The following is a 1138-nucleotide window of genomic DNA, read 5'->3' as shown; positions in this document are numbered from 1 at the left end:
CAGTGGCGTCAGCTATTTGAGGGAGTTGTTTTGCTTGGAAGCCAACGAGCTGTCGAGCAAAGCAACGGACGCAGGGCGTCCGGGGCAATAAAGGCTGTCAAAGATCGAGTGTAAAAGGGCGACTTGGATGTCCCGTTTTACATCACGAGATCAAAGACACGCTTGCTCATTGTAAGTATAGTCGCACTCTGGAAAAGGATTAATGACGCAATATGTCGCGCTTTGCGCTTGTTTTTTGCATGATCTGTGTGATTGAGTAATCAATCGCAGAAGTCGGATATCCTATGTTCAAAAAAAGCCTAGTGGTTATTTTTTTCCTATTCTGGATTGTGTTGGCCATCAATCCGGTTGATCCAGGTACGTGGGCATTAGAAAATATACTCGTCGCTGCTGTATTTCCTGTAGTTCTCTGGCTTGACAGGCAGTACAGCTTCAATAACCTGACTTTCCTGAGCCTTACCATATATGTCATTTTGCATCTGTTTGGTGCGCATATGACCTATAACGAAATGGGTTATTTCACCTTGATTTCTGAATGGTTCGGTTGGGAACGAAACTATTACGATCATCTGGTCCATTTCCTATTTGGCCTGATGGTATTCGTGCCATATTTTGAGATTTTCTACCATCAAGGCATCTCTAGAAAATTAAGCTACTTATTAGCTTTTTTATTCATTACTGGTATTGGCGCCTGGTATGAAATCCTGGAATGGATAACCATGGTTGTATTTTGCAAACAACCAGAAGAGATATGTTCAGAAGCCATCACTCAGGGTGATATGTGGGATGTACAAAAAGATATGGCTTACGCGATTATCGCTTCAGTGCTTGCCTTGTTGTTACATATTTTATGGGGAGACAAGTCACGTACTAAGCAGAATTAAATACAACCGTCTGTTATCAGCTGCGATTTCAACCGGTCATTCCTTCTTGCCCGGCATTCGAGGTAACATTGGTGGCATGTGGCTGTCTTTCTTTAGGAGATCAGATTTCTGATTATGGCTTTTTGTTGTAAAGCAGGTATTGCTCAACACTCTTCATGAGACTGTAAATTAGTTTGTGTATCTGCTTATCATTAACCCCTACGGGAGATAAGCACGATGAACGAAAAAGAAATCCGAGCACTTGCCAACAAGAT

At 42.2% G+C, this 1138-nt stretch carries 1 protein-coding gene; it reads left to right on the top strand.

Annotated elements, in window-relative coordinates:
• Window positions 1-284 precede the first annotated feature (284 nt).
• Window positions 285-884, top strand: coding sequence for a DUF2238 domain-containing protein (locus BOW51_RS10975; RefSeq protein ID WP_078477733.1), 600 nt, complete (start codon window positions 285-287; stop codon window positions 882-884).
• Window positions 885-1138 lie beyond the last annotated feature (254 nt).

Source organism: Solemya elarraichensis gill symbiont (assembly GCF_002021095.1).
Taxonomy (GTDB): Bacteria; Pseudomonadota; Gammaproteobacteria; order Chromatiales; family Chromatiaceae.
The sequence above is the reverse complement of the archived record's forward strand: the minus strand, read 5'-3'. Positions and strand labels throughout refer to the sequence as shown.

Bases quoted from the DNA above. Each gene is read 5' to 3' on its own strand.
- BOW51_RS10975 (WP_078477733.1), top strand. From the start codon at position 285: ATGTTCAAAAAAAGCCTAGTGGTTATTTTTTTCCTATTCTGGATTGTG.